Annotated in this window: 13 protein-coding genes; 9 read left to right on the top strand and 4 right to left on the bottom strand. The window is 31.7% G+C overall.

The window, feature by feature from the left end:
* Window positions 1–152: 152 nt before the first annotated feature.
* From Q9B79_RS20615 to Q9B79_RS20600, 4 genes are all read right to left on the bottom strand, one after another.
* Complete coding sequence (locus Q9B79_RS20615) at window positions 153–1,352, bottom strand: ATP-grasp domain-containing protein (RefSeq protein WP_306187163.1); 1,200 nt, start codon at window positions 1,350–1,352, stop codon at window positions 153–155.
* 121 nt (window positions 1,353–1,473) lie between these two features.
* On the bottom strand, window positions 1,474–2,604 hold the full coding sequence (locus Q9B79_RS20610; RefSeq protein ID WP_306187464.1) for an MFS transporter: 1,131 nt from the start codon (window positions 2,602–2,604) through the stop codon (window positions 1,474–1,476).
* 142 nt (window positions 2,605–2,746) lie between these two features.
* Entirely contained in the window at window positions 2,747–4,018 is a 1,272-nt protein-coding gene (locus Q9B79_RS20605) for an alanine--tRNA ligase-related protein (RefSeq protein WP_306187161.1), read from the bottom strand.
* A gap of 43 nt (window positions 4,019–4,061) precedes the next feature.
* Window positions 4,062–5,120 (bottom strand): LLM class flavin-dependent oxidoreductase, encoded by a 1,059-nt coding sequence (locus Q9B79_RS20600; RefSeq protein WP_306187159.1) that lies wholly within the window; start codon window positions 5,118–5,120, stop codon window positions 4,062–4,064.
* Between the two features lie 1,110 nt (window positions 5,121–6,230).
* Here Q9B79_RS20600 and Q9B79_RS20595 point away from each other — a divergent pair.
* The 9 genes from Q9B79_RS20595 (at window position 6,231) to Q9B79_RS20555 (ending at window position 18,308) form a co-directional block, all read left to right on the top strand.
* Window positions 6,231–7,436 carry an acyl-CoA dehydrogenase family protein gene (locus Q9B79_RS20595; protein WP_306187158.1) on the top strand — a complete coding sequence of 402 codons (1,206 nt, stop codon included), beginning with the start codon at window positions 6,231–6,233 and terminating at the stop codon, window positions 7,434–7,436.
* A gap of 34 nt (window positions 7,437–7,470) precedes the next feature.
* Window positions 7,471–8,766 carry a UDP-N-acetylglucosamine 1-carboxyvinyltransferase gene (gene murA, locus Q9B79_RS20590; protein ID WP_306187155.1) on the top strand — a complete coding sequence of 432 codons (1,296 nt, stop codon included), beginning with the start codon at window positions 7,471–7,473 and terminating at the stop codon, window positions 8,764–8,766.
* Between the two features lie 223 nt (window positions 8,767–8,989).
* Window positions 8,990–10,318: a nucleotide sugar dehydrogenase gene (locus tag Q9B79_RS20585; protein WP_306187153.1), complete on the top strand. Its 1,329-nt coding sequence runs from the start codon at window positions 8,990–8,992 to the stop codon at window positions 10,316–10,318.
* A 22-nt stretch (window positions 10,319–10,340) separates the two neighbouring features.
* Window positions 10,341–11,000: an acyltransferase gene (locus tag Q9B79_RS20580; RefSeq protein WP_306187151.1), complete on the top strand. Its 660-nt coding sequence runs from the start codon at window positions 10,341–10,343 to the stop codon at window positions 10,998–11,000.
* A gap of 501 nt (window positions 11,001–11,501) precedes the next feature.
* Entirely contained in the window at window positions 11,502–12,611 is a 1,110-nt protein-coding gene (locus tag Q9B79_RS20575) for an ATP-grasp domain-containing protein (RefSeq protein WP_306187149.1), read from the top strand.
* Between the two features lie 5 nt (window positions 12,612–12,616).
* Entirely contained in the window at window positions 12,617–13,822 is a 1,206-nt protein-coding gene (locus tag Q9B79_RS20570; RefSeq protein WP_306187147.1) for an ATP-grasp domain-containing protein, read from the top strand.
* Between the two features lie 42 nt (window positions 13,823–13,864).
* Window positions 13,865–15,223 (top strand): hypothetical protein, encoded by a 1,359-nt coding sequence (locus Q9B79_RS20565; RefSeq protein WP_306187145.1) that lies wholly within the window; start codon window positions 13,865–13,867, stop codon window positions 15,221–15,223.
* A 172-nt stretch (window positions 15,224–15,395) separates the two neighbouring features.
* Window positions 15,396–16,109, top strand: a complete 714-nt coding sequence (locus Q9B79_RS20560) for a cupin domain-containing protein (protein ID WP_306187144.1) — start codon at window positions 15,396–15,398, stop codon at window positions 16,107–16,109.
* Window positions 16,110–16,544: 435 nt separating this feature from the next.
* Window positions 16,545–18,308, top strand: coding sequence for an FAD-dependent oxidoreductase (locus Q9B79_RS20555; protein ID WP_306187142.1), 1,764 nt, complete (start codon window positions 16,545–16,547; stop codon window positions 18,306–18,308).
* Window positions 18,309–18,373 lie beyond the last annotated feature (65 nt).

Genomic DNA, 18,373 nt, shown 5'->3' with positions numbered 1-18,373 from the left:
CACTATATTTTGCTTTTGAAATTTGTAGGATCTATTCTTCATTAATCAATTTTTGATTATATGGTATGGTGATAAAGATTGCAGGTTACTAAATTATAGATATTTAAATTAAATAAACTTGAAATTTTAATAACTATACAATACCCTTTCTTTTATTCCCAAACTATATTTTTATCTAACCACTCTGCGGTTAGATTTATTCGTTTTTCAATTTCGGTTATATTTGGCCCTTGAACAATAAATGAAACACTACTATCTAAAGATGTAATTAACTCCTTTACTTCAAGCCCTTCTTTGGCCCTTACTAAATATTCCGTCACCCAATTAAATGGTAATTCATTAGGCAAAGATTTTAATTTCCCTATTTTTTTAGGCATAAGATAAAAGCCTGATAGTACTTTGGCATCTACATCCTTTAATTGTAGATTTATATTTATTCCGCATAAAAGCTTTACCCAGAGCTCATTTAAGTTAATACCATATGTTTGTTCAATTACTTTAGGTATTCTAGCTCCTGAAGTTCGGCTGGCAATTTCACAAAAAATAATTTCTCCTTTTTCATTTGAAAATACTTCACAATGAAAAGTAGTACACTTAGGTAAAGGAAGAGAAGAGAGGACCTTTTTTGTATAATTTTCTAGTCTTTTAAACATTGGATTTTCGGGGGATAATAATATTCCACCGGCTCCCTTACTCTCCTGATATGATAGCCAATTATTTATATATTTACCGACAGCAATAAACTCTAGATTATAATTTACAATTATACCGTCAATATGAAACATATCACCTTTAATGTAAGCTTCAACTTGCATGTTTTTTGGTATTCCATTAGATAGGTATTTTTTTAATTGTAAGCTATTTTTAATAATAACTGTATCTATCCCACCGGCTCCCCAGATTGGTTTTAAAATTATAGGATAACCATTTTCTTCAATAAAATCATAGATATCTAATGGAGATACTATTTCTTTATAGTTAGGGGTTTTTAGTCCCCCTTTGGTTATATAATCTTTCATGACAAGCTTATTTCGAAACGCAAGTGCACTTTCGAAACCTTGTCCATCCGAATCTATTTTTAGATGTTCCCTTAATTTTGCCGCTCTTAATATATCACTTTCATTAATACCTATTATTTTTCTAAAGGGGTTATTTTTGAATAGCTCCATAGCATCAAATTCAACCATTTTATTATCTTTGAAATTCTCATAACCTTTTACAATATCGAAATTAAGATAACCTTCTTTATATTTATTGTCAGTCAATAAATATATCTCTTCGTCTAAATCTTTAAGCCAGGAATTATAGTCAGCAACAATTTTAGGGAGAGAATTAAGAATTAAAATTGCCATTTTATAACCTCATTTCCAAAAATTAAATTTGTAGATTTGTTTTTTTTATGCGAATCATAGCAAATTTTTATAAGTATTTACTATGAGTCATATAGATCTATTGTACAAAAGCAATATACTTTTATTTGGAAAATTTATGGACAATAGAAGCTGCAGTAGGTATTAATAAAATTAATGAACCTATTAGAATAGATCTTGCATCAAAAAATACAATTAATAAAGCACACAATAATGAAGCAGAAATTGCTGTTAAATTACTAACAGTTTGTCTTACACTAATAGCTTGGCCTAATATATCTTTGGAACATTTTTCTTGAAACATAAAACTTGTAAAAATCATTACTATCTGATTAAAGAATCCTGCAATAAAAATCATAATGAACATAAGAATTGTATTAGGAAAAATTAAATAGCTTATTTCAGCAATACCTACCATTATGCAGGAGAAGAAAATCAAGTTAAAATAAGAAAGTTTATTTTTTAAGTAATCCATAAAAAAGTTTGATATTATACTGCCACCACCTTGGATTGCTATTAATAATGCAAAAGTACCTTCATTATTTTGAAAAGATTCACCAATAAAAAGGTAAATAAGACTGGTATAAAATTGAGCAGCTATGGTTAAAACACTAAAAAAGATAATATTATATTTTAGTACTTTATTATTAAAAACAACTTTAAATGAAGAGACAGCAGTTAATTTTTTCTTTTTAACTTTGAATGTATAATTCAAAGGATTTTTTATACCACTCGCTAATACTGTAGTAACTATAAAAAAGATAAAGAAAATTGTATATATAATATTTAAAGATAGATCATTTACTTTTAGGCTTGTAATTAAAGGAGCAATTAAAAGTGAGCAGGAGAAAATTAAGCCTAATCTTGAATTTACTTTTAATAAGTCATCACCTTCAACCATCTGATTGATTAAGGTAACCCTAGTAGTATAAATAAGTTTCGTTAAACCAATTATTATAAAAATGCTTGCATATAAAAAATATATATTTTTTAAGTTAAAGATTATAAAGCTAAAAAAGATTAAAGCTAAAGAAAGATTAGATAAAACAAAAACATTTTTTTTGCTAAATGAATCAACTATAAATCCTGCCAAAAAACTCATTAAAATTGCCCCTAAAGAAGCAAAAGTGCTCCCTAGGGGGACAAATTCAGCGTTATTTGTAATTCTGTATATCCAAATAGGAATAAACATATAGAAAAACCGTCCAAATAACGCGGTGAAAACAGAGCTCATATATATAATGTTAAGATTCTTTTTAATAAAAATCACCCTTATTTCAGTTTACATATAAGAAAAATATGAATTATTAATAAAATTAAAACTTTACTCATGTGTATAGTCGGAATTTAAAGTTTTCTAAGAAGAGACTTTTATTCTATTTATATTTTGCCCCGTATCTACTATTAGCTATCCATGTCTGTGATGAGAATTCGTTATTTTTTTTACTGGGATATGGATATGGCAGAGTCCTATTTTTAAATTCCAATTCTTTTGGATTATCCTTGAGTATGATACCATTACTCTCACAATATTTTTTTAAAAATTGATAAGGCAGACCATAAGTATCTTTAATTTTCAAAAAGTCCTCATAGCTAATGTATCCCTGAAAGTTATCTAGTTTACCCGTATTTATTAAAAATTGAAGATTCTTTTGAGAATTTGAATAGTAAGTTTCCAATTCCTTATAGAAAATGTTGTAAATATTCGGAAGTGGCTTACTAAAATAGTTAGGATCATAAATATATAAATCATGTAAAGCTGACTGTAACCATAGAGTAACTGTATATTCGTTTAAACTAGCAAACTGATCTACAATTAGGTTAAAAAATTCTCTAATGATCTTACGAAGAACATAGTTTGCATTTTTATTATTTGGTAATAGACCTTCATAAAATAGGATTGTAATTTGCCTCAACAAAGCAGCAAGCGTGCATAGTTCTTCATCTGTAACCCTATTTAGATGTAATTTTAAAGTTTTTAATGTATTTGAATAAAGATAGGTTTCATAGATATTATGTTTTTTTTCTTTTATAAATGTTAAACGTTCTAAAAAGAATACACTGTCTATCATTGCCTTTCTATCTTCTTGATTAATTAAAACAAGATTACAAATTGGAACTAACCCATTTTTATAAAAATATAAGAACTTTACGTAAAATGCTTTGTTTTCAAAATTCGGGATTTTACACATCAAAACACTTGATTTTGATTGTGTAGTATTAAAAAATTGGTATTGATGTAAAATTTCTTGCAAATAAGGGTTGTCTTCCGAAAACAAGACATGTATTCTATCTTTTTCTAAACCAATGATATTAAAAAAGAAATCTGAACAAAATGAAAAAACTTGGCTGATATCATGTTGATAAGGATTATATAAACTAAGAACTCTCTGACTATTGTTTGCTAAAGGGTTATTAAGTAAACGATAGACTTCTATACTTTTTATACAGAATTGAGCATTATAAATACCTTGCATTGTGCTATTATCTGTAAATTTGTCTATGACATCTAGCATTGGTGAGAAAGTAAAGAAAGGTTTTTTATTCGTACTTCTAAGTATTTTTTTCCCTTCACTATTCTTATAGTTATATTTTTTTGCTAATTGGATAAATTGATTTTCAATATCTATATGGGTATACGGAAACATGATGTAACACATCCTTTTAGTTAGTTAAATTCCTTATTCATTTTTATGAAGGAATAACTGACTCAATAATCGCCGAATTTTTGCTTATTTTTATTATATCTTTTAATTTTTTATGAACCTTTTCGGTATGATAAAATTTCTCTTCACTAAATAAATCAGCAATTAAAAAAGCTCTAACTCCTAGTTTGTAGTAATTAAAAAGATAGTCCGCTACATCTTCATAGCTTCCAACTAGAAATGGGTTATTATTTCGGCCGCTTAAATAACTGCCTAACCAAAATACATCGTCATAAATTTCAGCTTTCTTGGCTAACTTTTCAATGTTTTTATCACTTGCATTAGAGGGTTTTTTATTCAGTTTTATTGCCAAAGCAGCTTCTTGCTCACTTATATTGTAACGTTCTCTAGCAGCTCTCCATGCTTCTTCTTTTGTTTCTCTTGCTATTATACCTATACGAATACCCAGATTAGTATTTACTTCCGCAAACTGCTTTTGATACTTCATTCGAAATTCTTCTATTGGTAATGGACGTGATACAGATATATCAGCTACTTTTTTTGCAACATTTATATTTTCTGCAGATGATCCGGCTATATAAAATTCTGGGAGCATCTCTTTGCTAATGTTTGGTAAAAATTCTAAATCTGCGCAGTTAAAATGATTACCTGAAAAGGTCGTTGTTTTTTTGTTTAAAAGTAAACTTCTTAAAATTTTTATATGTTCTTCAACACGTTCATATCTTTCGCTAAGAGTGAGACGGTTTCCTATTTTGTCTAATTCGGACTCACTAATACCAGTAATAAAATTAAGGTTGACTTTGCGATTATATAAATTTGAAATACTTTGAACAAACTTTGCTGTTGCAAACGGTGATACAGCATACGATTGCACTGCAATTAATGGAATATTCTTTGAGGTGTTTTCAATTATCTTTTGTGCAACAATCCACGGATCATAAGAAATATGATTGTGGATTACCAGTGACCCTGTAAAATTGTACTTATCTGATAGTTTTGCAGTTTCAATCATAAAATCAATATAACTCATATTTTCAGGTTTTTTGACATTTGGACCAGGAATTTGACTGTAAAAACTAACCATTTTAAATCTCCCTTTATCTTTATATTTATCATTATAAATTAATGATAGTTAATAATTATTAATATGTAATCTAAATACCTACAGATATTTACATAATCTAAATGTAAATCAAGAAAGAATATTCAGAATTATAAATATTTATTTGTGTATAATTATTTTGCAGATATAGTAAATTACATTGGAAACAATTGTAATAATAATTTAATTTAATGGTTACGTCAATCCATTAAATTAAATTATTAATCTATTTCAAATTTTTTTATTATATATAAGTTAGTTAGATATTAGATAAACATATAGTTTTTTTAAAGGCTAACTTAGTGAAATGACCACATTCAAAGTCTTACAAAAGTATATATTCTTCGATTAATTTCGTGAATAGTCATAAAAAATAATAATTTCAAAAAAATGATTGAATAATTTTTTTTTTATGTTAAGATATGGGATATTCCATTATTTAGTAAGCGTATTGGTAAGAACTGGACTAAATCGATCGAGAAGACTGATTCATTTAGACTCGAGGATATTACCTTAAACTTTAAAACCGCATTAAATTTATTGGTATTATAGGTTTTTAAGGTTAATTATCATCTGTTTATAAAAAGAAATCATATTTTATAAACTTGTAGGAACTGATTATCACCTTTGTTTAGGGATTTCTGGAATAGAAAGGGGCTAAGAATGTATTAATTTTTTGTAAAAGAAGTATATTATATTTTCTTGCTTGTATATTTATATATCGAATCAATCACGTTTATAAAAGATATGGGATGTAAGATTTTTTTTGAATTTAAATCAGACTAAATTCATAGATATAATATGAAAAATTGAATTTTTTAGAAGTTAAAAAGTTATTATTTAGTGTAAAGGTATTAAGGTTTTACTATTAGGGTTTAGTTACCTATGTTTCGGTATTTTGTAGCGTACTAATTTTATGTACTAGAATTAATTTTATTTTTGTATGTAAAACTCTAATTCTTTTTTTAAACATTGTTAATTCTATATATTAATCTGTTTCCTGGTAACTTAAGGTTACTTTACAAGAAATTGAATTGGAGAACTACAATAAATAAGATTAGCAAGAATTTATTGACAAAGGGGTGCTATGTGTTGAATTTTGAGATTAATGAGAAAAATGAATTCTTCTTAGCTAAAGTTAAATCATTCCTTATTGAAAATAATGTTGAAGAGTCTTTTAATTCTGATCTCGAAAGGTTCCCATTACACTTAAGAGAAATCGCTGGAAAAGAAAATCTAATCGGTTTAGATATTTCTAAAGATGATGGTGGATTGGGTCTAGACTTAGTTACTATGGGATTATTGTATAAAGAATGTGGAACAGCTAGTGTAAATGCAAGGGAATTAATAGGTGCTGGGCATGGGAGAATATTATCCGAATTTGGTGATGTGCAACTAAAAAAATCTATTATTCCCTCCTTACTAAAAGGACGCTCCTTAATAGGCATAGGTTTAACTGAGCCAGATTGTGGATCGGATTTATCTTCTATTAAAACTTTTGCAACAAAACACAAAGATGGATATTTGATTAATGGCGAGAAGGAATGGGTTAGTCGTATTGATGAAGCCAATTATTTCATAGTCTTTTGTCAAACGAAAGAAGACAGTGGTGTTCATGGAATAACTCCGTTTTTGATACCAATGGACGATTCAAATATTGAAAAATATTATAAAGAACCGATGGGACTAAAAGGATGGTCCTATGGTGGTTTTAAAATGGAGAATGTATTTATTCCTGCAGAATATAGAATTAGTGAAGAAGGAAATGGATTTAAAATATTTAATAGTCATTTTGAATATTGGAGAGTTCTTATGGCTTTAATATGTATTGGGAGTGCAGAAAAGGCTACTAATCTTGCAATTAATTATGCTAAAACAAGAAAGTCTTTTGGGGGTCCTATTGGCCGATTCCAGGCTGTCATGCATAAAATTTCTGATAATTTGACTAAACTTGAATCTGCAAAATTACTTTGTATAAAATCGTTATTTCTATTAGATAAAGGATTAAATTGTACTAAAGAAGTAGCGATGGCTAAATGGTATGGCACTTATTCAGCGTATGAAGCAATTGATAATGTAATGCAAATATTTGGTGCCCGTGGTTATGTTAAAGAATTTGGAATTGAACAACGGCTTAGAGACGTTAGAGGATTAATGATAGCTGACGGAAGTAATGATGTAATGAAGTCAATCATTGGTAGGGAAGTTTTTGGTAAAAATATTTATAAGCAGATGTACGGATGGAGAGAACAAATCCCTTATGACAATAAGGTGATTTATGGTAGTTCTGTTATTTAATTGAAGTTAAATTTGAAAAGTGAGGGAATTAGGTTTGAAGTTACAAAAGAAAAGCAATATTACCACTTATAATCATATAAAAATAAGAGGAAACATTAAACTCAAAGGTAAAGTAGCAGTTGATGGTTCAAAAAACTCTGCTTTACCTCTTATTGCAGCATCATCTTTAACAGATGAAATAGTTTCATTGTCTAATGTTCCAGATATATCTGATGTATCAGTTATGTGTGACATGATAGCACAATCTGGTGGGAACTATAGTTATAGTAATGGATTTTTAAAGATGTGTAATAAGTTGGATAGTTTGTCTTTTTCAAAAGAATTAGCTCATAAGGTTAGAGCTTCAATACTATTTTTAGGACCAGTTGTTGCAAGAAAAGGAGAGGTATCAATTCCACTACCTGGAGGTGATAAAATTGGTCCTAGGCCGATAAATATTCATCTCGAAGGTTTAGAAGAACTTGGAGTAGAAAGTTTTATTTCTGAAGGAGTAGTGTATGCCAAAGCAAAGTCTCTGCCTTTAAAAGGTGCCTCAATTGTTCTTAAATTTCCAAGTGTCGGAGCAACACAAAATATAATGATGGCCGCTACATTAGCACAAGGAGAAACAATAATAGAAAATGCAGCAAGGGAACCAGAAATTGTAGATTTGGCGCTACTTCTAACTAAAATGGGAGCAAAGGTAACTGGAGCGGGAACAAGTACAGTAAAAATAAAAGGGGTTAAACAACTCAACGGAGCAATACATGAAGTTATTCCAGATCGATTAGAAGCCGGAACATTAATGATTGCAATAGCGATTACAGGTGGAAAAGCAATTATTAAAAATGTAATTCCTGAGCATAATAAGGTGCTAATATCGTTGCTAAAAAGAAGTGGCGTGAAAATACAAAGTTTAACGAATGATTCTTTATTTATTACTGCTGAGAATTTTATTAAACCTTTTAAGGCAATTGCACTCCCATATCCAGGTTTACCAACAGATTTACAACCGCTTCTCGCTTGTTTAGCTTTAAAGTGTCCAGGAGTTTCTGAAATAAAAGATATAATTCACCCTGAAAGATTTTCTCATATAGAGGAACTTGAAAAAATGGGTGCTGCCATAGAAAGATTCGGGAACTTAGTAAGGATTTCAGGTGATAGACCGCTAATAGGAACTGCGATAAAAGGAGATGACATTCGGAGTGTCACCTCGTTGATTTGTGCAGGATTAATTGCAAAGGGAACAACAGAGGTAAGCGGAATTAATCATTTGCATAGAGGGCATGGGCATTTAATCGAAAAGTTGCAACAACTGAATGCTGATATTGATTATGATACTTTTAGATAAAAGATATGTTTAAAGACTACAAATTTAAGTTATAGATTTGTATTGATAAAATATAATGAAATACTTTTAATAGGTATCTTTAAAAAAAAGATTACATATTTCTACCAAATCAATAGTACGAAAGAATAATATTGTCTTTTGAAGATACTAATTATTATTGTTAAACGGCTTTTAATAATATAAAGACTGGAAGTTATATTTTCCAGCAGGAGGGTATTTTCTAATGGATTTATTGCATGGGATAGAACAAAAGGATTTTAAGTTAGTGGTTTGGGGATTAGGTTATATAGGAATAACGACTGCAATAAAATTTGCTGAAAAAGGTATTGAATGTTTAGGGATTGACATCAATCAAGATATAGTAGATGAAATTAACAAAGGAAACATCCCTTTAAAAAACATTAGTTCTTCGTCTTTTAAACACCTAGTAGAGAATGAGAAAATTAAAGCAATTAATAGTAGTGAAGTAACTTGCTTAGATGATTATGATATCCATATAATTTGTGTCAATACGGATGCTAATAATGAACCTTTTAAAGAAAATTTATTAGGGGTTTTTAATAAAATAATCAATCTCATTAAAGATAGTTCAAAACAGAAAATGGTCATTATAGAGAGTACTATCTCACCAAATTGGATTAATGAGGATATAGTTCCTATAATAGATAATCAAACTCCTTTAAATAAATCAAGAATTCATTTTGGCATTTCTCCAAGGAGAGACTGGTTTATAAATGAAGAGACAGATGAGGATAGTGTACCTAGAATAGTTGGACTCGCATCGTTTAATTCAAATGAATTAGGTAAAAAGTTATATGAAATTTGTTATAAAAAAGTTTTAATTGCAGAAAACTGGATACATGCTGCAATGGTAAAAATCGTTGAGAATGCAATTAGATATTTAAATATCAATTTCTCTAATCAACTAGCAGCAGCTTTTCCAGACCTTAATATTACGGAAATTCTTCAACTATCAGGTACGAAATGGAATATTCCTGAGTACCATCCTTCTTTAGGTATAGGAGGATATTGTATTCCTTTAGCACCTAAGTATTTATTAGAGGGTGCCAAATATAATGAAAATTTAAATTCACTTCTGACAAATATGTTTTGGGAGGAAAAATATACGAATCAAATTTCGGAATATATTTTCAACTTGGGGGTTAGACGTGTTGGAATTTTAGGGCTAAGTTATGCGCCGAACATTAAGGTACATAAACTTTCGCCTGCAATTAACTTATTTAATGCCCTTCATAAATTAGGAGTAAGTTGTATGGTATCGGATCCATTATATACTGAAAGAGAAATTAGAGACATAACAGGTGCGGAGACATTTGATTTTAATAAGGACCTAAATCAGTTTGATTTATTACTAGTTGTTGCAGCACATAAAGAATTTTATAACATTAAAGATATTTTAGATGAGCAGGTAGTTAATCCTATTATTTTTGATAATCTGGGCGATCTGAAATCAATATTTAAAAATAGTAAATATAGATATTATGAAATAGGTAATGTCAGAAATATTAAAGAATTTAGTTTTAACAATTAATTAGATAAAGGGAGTAGATACTATGGTTGTTTTATCAGATAATATTAAAGATTTACAAGAAAAAGGATTATTGTATTTAGGGGAAAATGTTGAAATTCAAGAACAAGTAATTCTTTGTTTAACAGAGGAAGGAAATTCAGGTACAATCACCCCCGTGTATATTGGGGATAATACCATTATAAGAGCGGGGGCAATAATTTATGAAGGAGTACACATTGGCGAAAATTGCAGAATAGGACATCATGTAATTGTAAGATCCTTTTCGAAAATAGGAAATAATGTTGTACTTTCACATAAAGTAATTATTGAACATCATTCATCTGTAGGGAATTGGGTTAGAATCTCTCCTCATTCACATATTACAAGTCATGTAACTATTGAGGATAGAGTTGCCCTTGGAGCAGGCGTTATCACTGTCAATTCAAAATACTTAGCTTGGAAGCGACCAGATATGGAAGTGAAATTAGTACCTCCTTATTTTGGCTATGGCTGCCGAGTTGGTTCAGGGAGTACCGTTTTGTCAGGTGTAAAAATAGGAGAAATGAGTATGGTAGGAGCTGGTTCTGTTGTTACTAAAGATATCGCTGACCATAAAGTGGCATTTGGTAATCCGGCAACGGTTCAGAAGGATCTTTACCAAGAACATCAAGTTCCTAATGGTTTTGATCAAATAAAGGATTGAAAACAAAATATTTTTTTAAATTATTAACTCGAAAAATAATTATACTTATTACCTTAAAATACTATGATTACTTTTAAGGTAATAAAAACATTTAGAATGTGAGAGATCTTCCTTAGAAAATTCCACTATGTTGAAGACTCTCACAAAATTAATAGGTTCATTGCTAATAAAGAGGGAACTGGAAATATTTTACGTGTGAAATCTCTTATTTATATAAATCGGGACGAAAACTAGCTCCTTACGTTAATTTTATATAAAATGAGAGTCTTACTTTTGTGAAAAAAAGGGTAATTTTATATTATAAGCATTAACCTAAAAAAAATGAATATTATGTGTTCTTTATCAATTTACAATTAATTCCATGTAGGCACGACTAGTATATTATTATTATATATATGCAGAAGGAGTATCCAATAAATGTCAATTGCTATTATAAATCGATATCCAGAGGCCATGATGAAATACTCGGAGTGGTTATCTCCTCTAAACGAAGAGTTATACATGTTTACTGGGAAGAAATATCAAAATGAATATAATGATATAAATAAAAAAACATATAATCATTTTTATTCAAATCAATTAGTTGATATTGAGATGTTAGAACTATTTCGAAATAATCCATACAGAAAGATCATTGCTTTAAGTGAACTAGATATATTAAGAGCAGCTCGTTTAAGAGAGAAACTAGGAATAGGGGGACAAAATATTGAGAGTGCCACCGCTTTTCGAAATAAAATTGTAATGAAGGATCTAGTATCGCGGGCGAAATTTAAGGTGCCGAAGTATCGGGAATTAGTTTCTGTTTTTGATCTTTATGAATTTATAGAGGAAAATAATTTTCCTATTGTTATAAAACCAGTTGATGGGATGGGCTCTAGGGATACATTTATTTTTTATACAATGGATGAATTGAAATTGTATCTAGAAAAGGCAACTTTATCAAACGTAATGGTAGAGGAATATATTGAGGGGGATATGTATCATATTGATGGATTATTTATTAATCATGAAGTCGGATTTGTCTCAGTAGGTAAATATTCTACTAGTACACTTTCCTTTAAAACGAATCAAGGGCAGGGAACTATACTATTACATCCTAATAATGAGGTTTTTATACGTTTGAAAGATTACATTGAATGTTTAGTAAAAGCATTTCCTACACCTAAATACAGCTCGTTTCACTGTGAAGTTTTCCTAACAAAGTCTAATGACATTATTTTTTGTGAGATTGCAAGTAGAACTGCTGGTGGTAGAGTATCTGAAGCAATTCATTTTACATATGGAATAGATTTAAATGAAACGTGGATAAAACTTGAATGTGGATTGCAAGTAAATGTACCAACTAATAACACTCCAACTTCGTTAGCTGGAATGTATTTTGTTCCTAAAAAAGCTGGGTTTTTAAAATCTATACCTGAAAAAATCCCTTTTGACTGGATTGTAGAATATATACCTCTTTTTAAGGAGCAAACTAGAGTTAATAGGAATATGATAGTGGCAAGTGATTCTATCGCTACGGTGGTCTTTTCCGGGGAGAATGAAATAATTTTGCAGGAAAGATTAGCAGAATTAGTCATTTGGTTTGAACAAAACGTGATTTGGGAGGAATAAGATAAATGACCGTTTTAATCCTTAATCGATTTTCAAAGAAAAGAAAAGATTATATAGAATGGTTTAAAGATATAAATGAAGAAATAATAATGTTTGGAGTTCCTGAAACTATCGATGATTTTCCTGAAGTAGAATATAGGAAATCCTACATTAATATGGAAAATAACGGTAAATTAGACTGGGATGCAGTTTCATTATTCAATGAAAAACCGTTTCAGACAATTCTCGCATTACAAGAAAGTCAATTAATTCGAGCGGGAAGATTAAGAACATTACTAGGGCTAAAAGGACAATCTCATCAAAGTGCAGTTGCTTATAGGAATAAGATAATAATGAAGAAAAGGTTAAAACAATCTAAGGAAATAAACATAGCACCATTTAGAAAGATAGAGGACCCTGTTGATTTATTTGAATTTACAGAGAAACACGGTTATCCAGTAGTTATTAAACCAATACAAGGCTTTGATTCTAGAAATACTCAAATATTCTACAATCAAGAACAATTATATAATTGGTTATGTACAGACGAGTGGATGAATAATAGAATGATTGAAAAATATATCGAGGGAACGATGTATCATGTTAATGGAATTGTAATTAATGGTGAAATAAAATTTTCTTGTGTATTTTCATATATTGACAATTGTTTATCCTATTTAGAGGCAAAGGGTGTAGGGCATGCATTATTAGAATATGAAAATCCTCTAAGGGAACTTTTAATTAAAAATGTTGAAAAAGTTATAGAAATACTCCCAACACCAGATTTGATGACTTTTCATGCAGAATATTTTTATACAAAAGAAAATGAAATTGTTTTATGTGAAATTGCGAGCAGAACTGCTGGTGGTAGTATACCAAATTTAATTTTCGATGCATTTAATATTGATCTTGATCGTTATATTTCACGAGCACAGTTGGGAGTAATTGATCCAATTCCTGATGAGAAAAAAAGTTTAGCAAGCTCTATAGGTAATTATTTGGTCCCACCTAAAGAAGGTATATTAAAAGGTTACCCAGATAAGTTACCTTTCAATTGGGTGACAAAATATGAAAGAAAAAGGCCGATAGGGCAATGTTTTGAAAATATTAATAAGTCCTTTCAACATTATGCAATAGTACATGTAAAAGGAAAAAATGAACAAGAGGTAAGAGAAAGAATTGAAATTGCAGTAGCATATATAGAGAACCATACAACTTGGGAGATTTTATAAAATTTAAAATCTTAATTCTTACATATAAAGGAGAAGAGAAATATGAAGAGAAGCAAGAAACTATTAGTAATAGGAATTTCAGCAGCTAGTATTTTAGCATTTCAAGATTTTAGTGGTTATCAAGTAGGCACACCAAACAAAGTTATGGCTGCAGAAACAAGCTTAAAAGTATCGAATCAAGCCGAACTCTTAGAAGCTTTGAAAAAGAAGACTAGTGTTATCGAGATTACACAAACATTTACCATTAATCAAACAATCACAATTCCAGATAATGTAACGATCAAAGGAAATAAAATGGGTACAAAGCTAATATTTGATCCAGGCATTGATGGTGTTGAAGTTACAAATAATAATACTATTTCTAATTTACGTATAGAAGTATCACCTAAAAATAGGGCTATTTATAACTCTTACACTCAAAATTCGATAGGGAAACTAATAGTTAAAAATGTAGAAACAATTGGTAGTGTCCAAATACTAGCAAAATCGAAAGTTCAAAATGGACATATAGATATTAGTAATTTACATATTATTGAGGCGGATGTGTTAGATAAAATAGAAAGGCCAATAGGTTTTGGTGTATCGGTTATCCAAGGAGCATTAACTATTTGGAATCAACAACCATCAAAAGATTCCATTCTTTCGGTTCGTCTAGATGAGATAAACATTGGAGAAAAAGGAAAACCAGTTTTGGGAAGTGGTGTTTTCTTAAGTGGATATGGACATAATGCCCTACCAAATAATAATGGAATTTTAACCGCTGATGTTGTTAATACTGGCGAAATTCACTCTACAGGGAATATTAAGTTTGGGACACCTGATTTAATATCTGGTGGTGTATTTGTAGTCCATGGTGCTAAGGTAAATAATTTAACTAATAAAGAAAAAATCACAACGTACGGTGCAAATGATATGGTACTAGATAATTGGGGGGAAGTATCACAATGGATTGCAAAGGATTCTATTACATCTTATGGACCAAGTGGAGTTGGATTTGTTAATTTTGGTAAAATAGATAAACTTAATGTGCTGGGTACAATAGAAACATTTGGTTTAGGAGCTCGTGGTTTTAATGCATACACTGGTGTTATTGGTAATGCAAATTTCCAAAAAATCATTACCCATGGTGATGGTGCAACTGGTATACAGACAAGCACCCAAGTTGAAAATCTAACAGTAAATGATGGAATTTTCACATATGGAAATATAGGGGATTCTTTAGTACAAGGTGTTATTAAGAAAATTGCAGCTCATGGACTGAGTCTATTAAAAGGTACGCAAACAAATACAATTGAGATTAATGGTGGAATTCATGTCGAAGGAAAGGATGTAAATACCTTGAATGTTGAAAATGGTGTTCATATGAAATCATTGATTGTAAATGAACACCATAAAAGCTAACTGAATTCCGACGAACAAAGAATAAGGTTCAGGTGCATTGATAAAATGAAAACAAGTAAAACACATATATTCTTAACAAAATTGTATTTTATACTAAAAAAATATTATTTTTTAATTTAATCTATTTACAAAATTTAGAGATTGAAATATTTAAAAAATAGGAGTGAAATATATGAGCCAAAAAATACACGCTAATGAGCAGAGCGAAATCCAAAATGAACAATCGGGAGATTATAATCCTTTCGAATTTCCAGAGTTGGTGAAGGATGCAGACGAGCCTCTTATCCTGGGGCCAGCAGGAGAAACATTTGATTTTATTCAGACAGGAAAAACAACGGATGGCAAGTACCTATTTGCCAAGTTGGTTGTACCCCCACATGTCGGACCACCGCCTCACGTTCATCACTGGATAGATGAATGGTTCTATGCACCAAATGGAGGCTTTTCAATCTTTGTAGGTAAGAATAGGTATCCAGATCTCGAGAAAGCACCAGGTAAAGGTGCTCCGAAAGATACATTGCAAATAGTACAAATGCGACCTAAGGAGTTATTTTATGTTGAAAGAAATATCGTTCACGGATTTGCAAATGTGACAGATAAACCCCAAGAACTCTATTTAGTGTGGACACCTGATACGCCGGATGTTTCATTCCTTCCATACTTTTTGAACGCTGGAACAATTCGTGATCCAGATAATCCAGATCAAATACCAGATTTCATGTCAAAAATCAGGCTGGTGAGTATGGCTTCTACATATGGAAAAAATCAAAGCGATAGTTTCTGGCAATTCGTGGAGAAGATCGAGGAAATTGATCACATCCCCAATATGGTAGATAATCGAGAAAAGTTGCTAGAACTGATGTCCGACACGAATAAATGCCAGTGAATGGAACTAAAATGAAACACATTGCTGTTGTTGGCTGTTACCTTGGCAGAGCTACAATCTATGTAATGCTTTAATATTGAGATTTTCGTTTACAGTTCACACTAGGAATCTGAGTTTTAAAAAAATCCGTACCGAAACGTAATTTCCGAGCTGGTCTTGGGTGATCCAGATGTAAGAATTGAATAGCTCGAATTAGCCTACTTTACGGTTCAACGTGAAGATTTTCGTACATTGATGTTCGATGCTCTCAGTTCTACAACACTAAAAATTGGAAAGCATCAGTATCCATTGAATGTGCTAAAAAATGACTACTCAGCACAAGCGAGTTGCAAGGATTCAAAAAACTTCCAGCGAAAACAGTTGGATGTGAATCACCCTATATACCTCTTTTAAAATTAAAAGATTTCATAGAATCAAAGAAAGTGAGGATATATTATGATGGAAACCGATGTTGTAATTATTGGAAGCGGGCCTGCAGGCTCATCTGCTGGATTGATGTTGAGTTCTTATGGCATCAAGAATACTATCATCACTAAACACAGGTGGTTGGCGAACTCTCCACGCGCTCACTATGTTAGTCAGCGAACAATGGAAGTTATCCGGGACCTTGGTATTTCCGATGAAGTAATTGCGAAGGCGTCTCCAAAAGAAATTATGGGGGATGTGGTGTTTTGTTCCTCTCTCACAGGAGAGGAACTCGGTCGATTTCCTTTTGGAATGAATAGTCCACAACGGACTACAGATTATTTGGAAGCCAGTCCGTGCGAACAATGTGATTTGCCTCAGCATCTCTTTGAACCAATTCTACTTTCGAACGCTGCATCACGTGGTTCACACATCCGTTTTGATACGGAATACCTTTCCCATCTACAAGATGAAAAAGGTGTTACGGTTGATGTGCTAGATCGCCTTACTGGGGAGATATATCAAATTCGATGCAAATATTTAATAGGTGCTGATGGAGCAGGTAGTACGGTCGCCACAGATTTAGGTTTGCCGATGGCCGGTGAGATGGGAAAGAGAGGTAGTATCAGCATCATCTTTGATGCCGATTTGACAAAGTACATTGCTCATCGACCAGGGTATCTGTGGTGGATTATACAACCTGGTGCAAATATTGGAGGAATCGGTTTAGGTTTGTTGCGCATGGTAAGACCTTGGAATGAATGGCAAATTGTGTGGGGCTATGACATTAACCAACCCGCACCAGAACTAACAACGAAAGAAGCTATTTCTATTTGCCGTCAACTAATCGGTGATCCTGAAATAGAGATTAAAATAAAAAGCAAATCCATCTGGACTGTTAATGAGATGTATGCAACACAGTATTCTCATGGTAGGGTGTTTTGTATGGGGGACGCGGTGCATCGCCATCCACCATCCAATGGGCTAGGTTCAAATACATCAATTCAAGATGCGTATAATTTGTGTTGGAAGCTTGCGTTTGTGCTGAAAGGAAAAGCAGGCTCAGCGTTACTCGATACCTACAGTGTCGAACGTGCCCCTGTTGGTGAAAGGATAGTAAAACGTGCAAACAAAAGCGTTCGGGAATTTAAACCAATATTTGAAGCACTAAACCTTGATGGACAGTACAGCGCTGAAGATATGCTGACCAGTATCAAATCGCTGAAAGGAACGAGTAATTCGGATGCTGTCACGCGAGCGAAACTCAGGGAAGCCATAAGTTTCAAGGCTTATGAATTTGCTGCTTTGGGTGTGGAAACGAACATTCACTATCATTCGACGGCGATTAGTGGTAATGAAATCCAACAAACTAATCACGATTGCGACGAAGACCTATACTATTTCCCTTCATGTATTCCTGGCCACAAGTTGCCTCATGCCTGGCTAGTTCGCGAGGGTATCAAAGTTTCAACCTTGGATTTAGTAGGTAGCGGTCATTTTACTCTGCTTTGTTGGCTTCAAGGTAAAGATTGGGTCAACGCAGCTAGCAAGCTAGTAGCTGATACTGGTATCGAAATCAATGTTGTGCAGATTGGTCCAGGATTGAGCGTGCAGGACCCTTATGGCGACTTAGCACGGCTTTGGGGTGGCGACGAGCATGAATGTCTTTTGATTCGACCAGATGGATATATTGCTTGGACGGGTAATAACACGGCTCTTGCAGACGATGTTTTACGTGAGCACGTCCAGCGCGTTTTAAGTCTCGGTTCTGTTGTAAAGTCAGAAACAATATAGAGAGGTCTACAGATTGAACATAAGCTTTAAGCTATCGCTACTAATTGCTGTAATTTTTTGTACGC

It is taken from the genome of Bacillus sp. MHSD_36, from assembly GCF_030757775.1.
Classification (GTDB): domain Bacteria; phylum Bacillota; class Bacilli; order Bacillales; family Bacillaceae_G; genus Bacillus_A.
This window is presented reverse-complemented; position numbering and strand designations above follow the sequence as displayed.